At 37.6% G+C, this 7,317-nt stretch carries 6 protein-coding genes; all 6 read right to left on the bottom strand.

The features are described 5' to 3' along the window. Positions 1-455 precede the first annotated feature (455 nt). Positions 456-1,316 carry a peptidoglycan DD-metalloendopeptidase family protein gene (locus ACJ2A9_RS15615; protein WP_441422596.1) on the bottom strand — a complete coding sequence of 287 codons (861 nt, stop codon included), beginning with the start codon at positions 1,314-1,316 and terminating at the stop codon, positions 456-458. Positions 1,317-1,584: 268 nt separating this feature from the next. After that, positions 1,585-2,640, bottom strand: a complete 1,056-nt coding sequence (gene spoIID, locus ACJ2A9_RS15610) for a stage II sporulation protein D (protein WP_441422607.1) — start codon at positions 2,638-2,640, stop codon at positions 1,585-1,587. 223 nt (positions 2,641-2,863) lie between these two features. Next, positions 2,864-4,195, bottom strand: coding sequence for a UDP-N-acetylglucosamine 1-carboxyvinyltransferase (murA, locus tag ACJ2A9_RS15605; RefSeq protein WP_441422595.1), 1,332 nt, complete (start codon positions 4,193-4,195; stop codon positions 2,864-2,866). A 32-nt stretch (positions 4,196-4,227) separates the two neighbouring features. Next, a complete protein-coding gene (locus ACJ2A9_RS15600; protein ID WP_441422594.1) occupies positions 4,228-4,986 on the bottom strand; it encodes a YwmB family TATA-box binding protein in 759 nt (252 codons plus the stop codon). A gap of 130 nt (positions 4,987-5,116) precedes the next feature. After that, complete coding sequence (locus ACJ2A9_RS15595; RefSeq protein ID WP_441422593.1) at positions 5,117-5,350, bottom strand: DUF1146 family protein; 234 nt, start codon at positions 5,348-5,350, stop codon at positions 5,117-5,119. Positions 5,351-5,814: 464 nt separating this feature from the next. Continuing rightward, positions 5,815-7,317, bottom strand: a complete 1,503-nt coding sequence (nuoN, locus tag ACJ2A9_RS15590) for an NADH-quinone oxidoreductase subunit NuoN (RefSeq protein WP_441422592.1) — start codon at positions 7,315-7,317, stop codon at positions 5,815-5,817.

Raw genomic sequence — 7,317 nt, 5'->3', positions numbered from 1 at the left:
CGACAAGATTTATTAAAACATATACATAAGATCTACGCAACAACTTTTTTTGTTTTTGTTGTTCTCACAACTCAAAGCAGTAAGTGTTGCATGCCATCGCTCATCGGCGACAAAAACTATTATAGCACAATAAAAAATTCTGTGCAATAGTTTTTTTCAATATCAACTCATCGTTTCTTTAACAAGAATGTAGTTATTTGTTTGATCGCTCGTTAGCGACAAGTAATAATATACCACAGTTATTTTTTCTGCGCAACATTTTTTAAAATTATTTTTTAAATAATACTTTTTGCTCAGATGTATTAATTTAGCATAAGTAAAAAGCAAAGACAACCTATTTATATGATAAAAAAATAAATGATAAATAATTCTTTAGTAAATTTACAAATGCTACATTTAACATTTTAAATGAATAAAAGGCTTCAGGAGAATCTTGCTCCCAAAGCCTTTGTGTATCATTCTTCTTTGTCTTCTTCTTGCTCTTTGTCTTTCTCTTCTTCTTTTTCCTTGTCGTCAGTTGCGTGATCTTCGTTATTTTCGTCAGTCACGTCAGCTTCTTCTTCGACTTCTTTAGGCTCGTCTTTCTCAGCCTCATCTGCTTGTTCATTTTGTGGTAATGCAGTGATTGGTTGATTGAAATAATCAATTGGATTTACAGGGATGCCATCTTGGCGAATTTCAAAGTGTACATGGACACCAGCGTCACGATTATACTCATTACGTCCTGCACGTCCAAGGATGTCACCTTGTTTGACTTCTTGTCCTTCTTCAACTTGAACATCTTCTAAGCTTTGGTAGTGTGTAACTACACCATTTTCATGTTCAATTTGGACAACATGACCGAGTAGAGCATCCTTTTCTGCTTTTACAACAGTACCGCTTAATGATGCTGTTACATCAAAACTTTCACCATTCTCTGAAGCTAAATCTATACCTTTGTTTTGGTAGTAAGTATTATTGTAAAATACGAGAGCAGCTTGTTGTTCGTCAGCAGATGCTTCATAGTCATAAAAATAGCCAACGATTGTTACTTCATTTTCATCCACGACAGGCATTTGAATATTTTCATTTGTAGTCGTAACTGGTACAGCATCCTCATTTGGATACGCGTCTGAATATTCCCCTGCTAATTCATTCATATCAAACTCATCACCTGGTGTTGCATCATCACTACCACCTTGCATCCAAATGAATGCACTTAAAATTAATGCAGCAGAACCAAGATAGACAGCTGGAAGGACCCAACGTTTACGCATGAATCGCTTCACATTAAACGACTTTTCATTTTCTTGAGAATTTTTTTCTTCTTCTCTCATTTAATCATCACCTCAGCAATCAGTCTGATCAAATGTGAGAGATTATATACACGTATTTTAAAAAATCTTTTTGGATTATTTTTCGACAAAACACTTTTAATTATACAAACTTTTTTAGTTTAAAGTTTAGAATTTAGAGTTTAGAGTGGTTTCAAGTAATTCATAAAGTATTTACAATAAAAAAGCCATTCAAAGAAGGCAATCCCTTTTTGAATGACCTTGAAATATAACTCTAAACTCTACACTCTTAACTCTAAACTAAGTGGTTTTACTCTGCTTTTACAACTTTATCATCATCATTAATCTTCGCCACGTATGGCTCCGCAGTTGTGATCTCTACACCTTGGTAGTAGTGCTTGACGATCTCTTGATAGGTTTTTCCTTCTTTCGCCATACCATCTGCACCGTATTGACTCATACCAACACCGTGCCCCCAGCCTTTTGTATTAATAACTACCATATCACCATTACGACTCCAAGAAAAATCGCTTGACTGCAATTCTAACTTTTCACGAATTTCTCTACCGCTAAATTGAACACCATTTATGTCGACATTCGAGACGCGCCCACCCTTTGTGCGTCCTGTGATTTTCCCAATAGAACCGTCTGACGGCAACGATACACCAAGTTTTCTTTCAAAATCGCTTACTGAGATCACCTGTTCACTATTAAATTTTGGTGAAACTTTATCCCACGGACTTTCTACACTTCGTAAGTAAGGAATTTGACTTTGCCAATAGTCTTCGGAGTTTTCCGTATAACCATTACTCGTTGAAAAGAATGTCGCTGTAATCGGATCATTGTTATACGTTAGAATTTGTCCGCGTGTAGTTGCAACAGCCTCTGTAATTCGGGCGATTTTCCACTCGTAATCTTGTCCCCACAATTCTTTTAATTCTTCTTTGTTATGGTAGACTTGATGCATCACCGTGTCAGTAACAGTAGCCCCTTCAGGAAGGTTGATATCTCCCGGATTTAACATCTGTCGTATAATATATGTTCGTGCCGTAAGTGCCTGCGCTTTCAAGGCTTCTATTTCAAAATTGGCCGGCATTTCTGAGGCGATAACTCCCATAACGTATTGCTCTAATGGTACTTCTTCTAGTTTTTCTCTTTCACTCCGAAAAACAGTGACGGTAAGATCATTATCTACATTAGAAGCAAGAATTTCTTCATATGCTTGTGTGGTGACGACATTCTGCTGTTGAACGGCAACCGGTTCAGAAGATCCCTTTCCATCTCCTGAAAAAGCAAGTACGAGAATAGATGGAATGACTAAGATTATCGAACATAAAATTGTAGCTATAACAACAAATGGTTTCATCATCAAATCCTCCAGTTCCTATTGCTGAATACATCTAAAATTAGAATATGATGGAGGACAAGCGTTTAGAAGAGCAACTTTTAATTAATAATTAATAATTTATAATTTTGTATTAGCCCATCTTAGGGAGCTTTTCTTAAAAAGAAGAAAAGTCATTCAAAGATGTCCTTCTTTGAATGACTTTTAAAAATTATAAATTATTCATTATTAATTATTAATTAGCCTACAGGCTTGCAAAATTCGTATTCATTTTCAATGGTGCTGGGACGTCTTGGTTTTCTAGTTTTGATTCATCGACTTCATATATTCTTTCAATGTCTGCGCCTAGTTGCTTCAGCTTACCTGCAAGGTCAACGTAGCCGCGGTCAATGTGTTTTAATTCAACAACACGTGTGTAACCGTCCGCTACAAGTCCTGCAAGGATTAGTGCTGCTCCTGCACGCAGGTCAGTTGCGGCAACTTCTGCACCTTGTAGTTTGTTTGGCCCGCTAATGATAGCTGAACGGCCTTCGATTTTCACATTTCCATTCATGCGGCGGAACTCTTCAACATGCATGAAACGATTTTCAAAAACAGTTTCTGTAATGATACTCGTTCCTCGTGCTTGAAGTAATAAAGCCATCATTTGTGATTGCATATCCGTAGGGAATCCAGGATGAGGCATTGTTTTAATGTCGACTGGCTTAATAATATCTGGGCCAATAACACGCAAACCTTTTTCCTCTTCAATAATTGTAATTCCCATTTCCTCCATTTTGGCGATTAACGGACGTAAATGCTCTGAAACAGCACCTTCTACTAGTACATTCCCTTTTGTAATTGCCGCAGCAATCATAAATGTACCGGCTTCAATGCGGTCTTGAATGACAGTGTGCTCTGAACCAGTTAATTCAGTTACACCTTCAATGCGGATTGTACCTGTACCTGCTCCTCGTACTTTGGCACCCATTGCATTAAGGTAATTGGCTAAACATACGATTTCCGGCTCTTCAGCAACGTTTTCAATGACTGTTGTGCCTTCAGCCATCGTTGCAGCCATCATGATGTTTTCAGTAGCACCTACACTTGGAAAATCCAAGTAAATATTCGCGCCCTTCAAACGGCCATCCACACTTGCTTCAATAAAGCCATTACCAATCGTAACGGTCGCACCCATTGCTTCAAAACCTTTCAGATGCTGATCAATTGGTCTTGAACCAATTGCACATCCTCCTGGTAAAGCAATCCGTGCGTGACCTACGCGAGCGAGCAACGGCCCCATAACAAGGAAAGAAGCTCTCATTTTACGAACATATTCAAATGGTGCTTCTGTTTTCAGCATTTTTTGTGCATTTACTTTGATTTTGCCATCTGAAAACTCAGCGTCAATATTTAAATTACGTAAAACTTCATTTATCGTGTATACATCTGCAAGAGCCGGCACATCATAAATTGTGCTGGTCCCACGACTACCTAATATCGATGCGGCGATGACAGGCAGTACGGCATTTTTGGCTCCTTCAACTTTCACCGAACCATTTAAACGCCTCCCACCGCGAACTATAATTTTTTCCAACGTATTCCCCTCCGCGACCAGTTTCTATACTATTAATATTCAGACGTAATTATTGGCGTGCCAATTGTAACGGTTGTTCTCCCGCCCAATCGTTCATTGCTTCGTAAAGCGATTTGCAAATTGATGTTTTTTTCTTTAGACTGAATCGACGTCTCCCAATCATCAGTATATGCAGATAGTGAGACGAACGTTTCCTCATTTAATCCTTCAATTTTCTGTGCAGAAAATGCTTCAACAAAATCGTTGGCGTACTTATCTAGATTGGAATACTCTGTATCTTGTACATTTCCATTCACACTTGAAAAAATTGGGGAATTAATATCAAAAAACGTCTGGATCCGATTCAATATTAATGAAGAAAAGTTTTGCCATTCCTGTTCATTCCAATCTTTTCCATTGACCTCATATATTAAGTACGTGTCATAATTTGTTTTATGGGGGTGAACAATGAATGTCAGTGTTTCAGTAACGTTTGCAATCTGGTGATGTAATGTGCCGATGTGTTTTTTTTCTGTTTCATCATCAGCTTCTATCTCCCATTGAAAACCTTCCGCACTATTTTTTATCGTTGCAAGCTGTTCATCGACAGTTTTGTCACTTGCCTTTGCACGTAGTAACTCTCTCGTATAGATCGTCCAGTTATCAATGTCAACCTGTTTCTCCTGCATGACCCCAATAATCTCTTGTAACTCGGTTAGCCCTTGTTGCGGTTGCGTAGCTTCACCATAAGTATAGATGGTCATTGTAATAAGTGTAATCATCGTAATAAACAAGCCCTTATAGATCCCCATGTTTCTCCTCCAAGTCTGTTCGAATGAAAGCTTACATCGAACAAAAGTCTTATTACTAGCATTTTTTCCAAGGAGGGGTAATACATACATGGAAGTTCTAGTCAACATTCGACAGAGCGATGCTCAGGCTTTAAAATAAGTATCTCAACATTGTTGACCAATTCAAGTAATCGAGAAAAAAGCTGCTTACAAGATGAGCTATTGCAATGGTAACTAATATTGTAAGGGCCATTGCTTTTGGTCCTTTTGGCTCTTTCAAAAACAGATCAAACTTGAAAGTCTGAAGCGCCCACCAAGTAATCGCAAGAAACATCAAATTTACGAGTATATGTATGAGGGCTTGTTGACCAAAAGTCTCTACCATACGCTAATCTCCTTTGTGTTGTGTGATTTAACGACAGTTAATCAACTTTTGTTAAATGCATACTTTATGATATTACAAAAAAAATAAACAAAATGGAAACGGTATTTTTACCCATTTTCAACAATGTCGAAATTTTTTTCATATCGTACCGCTTTTTCTAAACAGCACATCCCTAATTGTATCGAAAATTAGCATACATTGCCACATTTCCTGGGAAAAGGTTATGAAAAATTTATAATTAAAATGTAAAATTAAAAGCACAAACAAATTTAGAATTTAAAATGTAGAATTTAGAATTAAAACCTTTGAAAGAAAAGGCTTCGCAGCTTTTAAATGACCATCAAGAATGGACTCATCAAATCAGCCTGAATTACATTCACCAATTCTAAATTCTACATTCTAAATTCTAAATTAATAACTTACTACATTTCACATTAAAAAAAAGCGCCCTTAGGCGCCTTTTTTTATTGAACAACTTGGAACAGTTCTCCCATGTCAAAGTTTTGGTAGAAGAAGTCAAGGGCAACGCCCGGGAATAAACCAAGGCCTACTGTACCGACTGCTGCCACCACTAAAACGATGATCATGCCAACTGGTACTCTGATCTTATCAGCATGTTCACTATTTCTAAAGAACATTTGGCGCATAATGCCAAAATAGTAGAAGTACGAAATAATTGATGTTCCCATCATCACGGAAGCAAGAATGTAATGTTCTGTTGCAAGGGCTCCGATGAAGATGTTGAATTTACCAACAAATCCTGCAGAAATCGGAATCCCGGCTAATGAAATTAAATAAATAGACATGGCAACTGCAAGGATCGGGTTTTGACGATACAAGCCGGCAAAACTGCTAATATCCTCTGAATTGCTGCGTTCTGTAACCATTTGAATAATCGCAAACGCACCAAGGTTCATCATTAAATAAGCAACTAAGTAGAACCATACGTTATCAAACATGAAGATTGATAATGACACGAACGGTACTAATAAATAACCTGCTTGAGCAATACTTGAATAAGCAAACAGTCGCTTTACATTTGTTTGACGTAATGCCAGCGTGTTACCGATAATCATTGTTACACCAGCGATAACAGCAATATAAATTTGTGTATCCATTAATAATGGCATACCGCTGATGCCTGGTGCATTGACGAAAATAACAAGCAGCATACGTAAAATTAACGCAAAACCAGCGGCTTTCGATACAACACTTAGAAACGCCGTTACAGGTGTAGGCGACCCTTGATATACATCAGGTGCCCACATGTGGAACGGAGCGGCAGCGATTTTGAATGCTAAACCAATAAATATAATGAAGAAAGCAAACATTAATAAAAAGCTGTTCTCCATAACTTGCGGATTACTCATTGCTGCACTAATTTCAAAAAGGTTCGTTGAGCCTGTCAGTCCGTACACATAACTTATACCAAAAAGTGTAATGGCTGCTGCAATACTTCCGTTTACTACATATTTCCATGCAGATTCATTTGATTGTAAGTTCCTTTTACGAAGACCAGCCAAAATATAGGAAGCGATTGAAAGTAGCTCAAGACCAACAAATAATGTAATCATATCGGCACTTGAAGTCATGATCATAGCTCCAAGTAATCCGGCTAATAGTAAATAGTAAAACTCACCGCGATAATCGATATCATTCTTCCCGTAACTGATCGTCATTAACATAACGAGTGCTGCACCAATAAGTAAAATAAACTTAAAGGCAATCGAGAATGAATCAAGTCGGTACGTATCATGTAAAATCATCTGAACTGGTTCACCAATCTGACCAGCTAGGAAGATAAGGGCAACAATAATACCAGCAAAACCAAACCAAGCAAGGATTTTGCGACTTTGATTATTCTTCATGAATAGATCGATAAGCGATAGAAGCGTGGCGACGATTAAGATTGTAAATTCTGGTGCCATGATTCCCCATGGGTAACTAAGTAAAGTTTCTAAATCCAT

Origin of the sequence: Anaerobacillus sp. MEB173 (genome assembly GCF_052119505.1) — a bacterium.
Taxonomy (GTDB): Bacteria; Bacillota; Bacilli; order Bacillales; family JBJMAU01; genus JBJMAU01.
Note: the sequence above shows the minus strand (reverse complement) of the source record. Positions and strands in the feature narration are given on the sequence as shown.

Coding starts and splice junctions, on each gene's coding strand:
- ACJ2A9_RS15615 (WP_441422596.1), bottom strand. CDS start 1,316: ATGAGAGAAGAAGAAAAAAATTCTCAAGAAAATGAAAAGTCGTTTAAT.
- spoIID (WP_441422607.1), bottom strand. CDS start 2,640: ATGAAACCATTTGTTGTTATAGCTACAATTTTATGTTCGATAATCTTA.
- ACJ2A9_RS15600 (WP_441422594.1), bottom strand. CDS start 4,986: ATGGGGATCTATAAGGGCTTGTTTATTACGATGATTACACTTATTACA.
- ACJ2A9_RS15595 (WP_441422593.1), bottom strand. CDS start 5,350: ATGGTAGAGACTTTTGGTCAACAAGCCCTCATACATATACTCGTAAAT.
- nuoN (WP_441422592.1), bottom strand. CDS start 7,317: ATGGATTTAGAAACTTTACTTAGTTACCCATGGGGAATCATGGCACCA.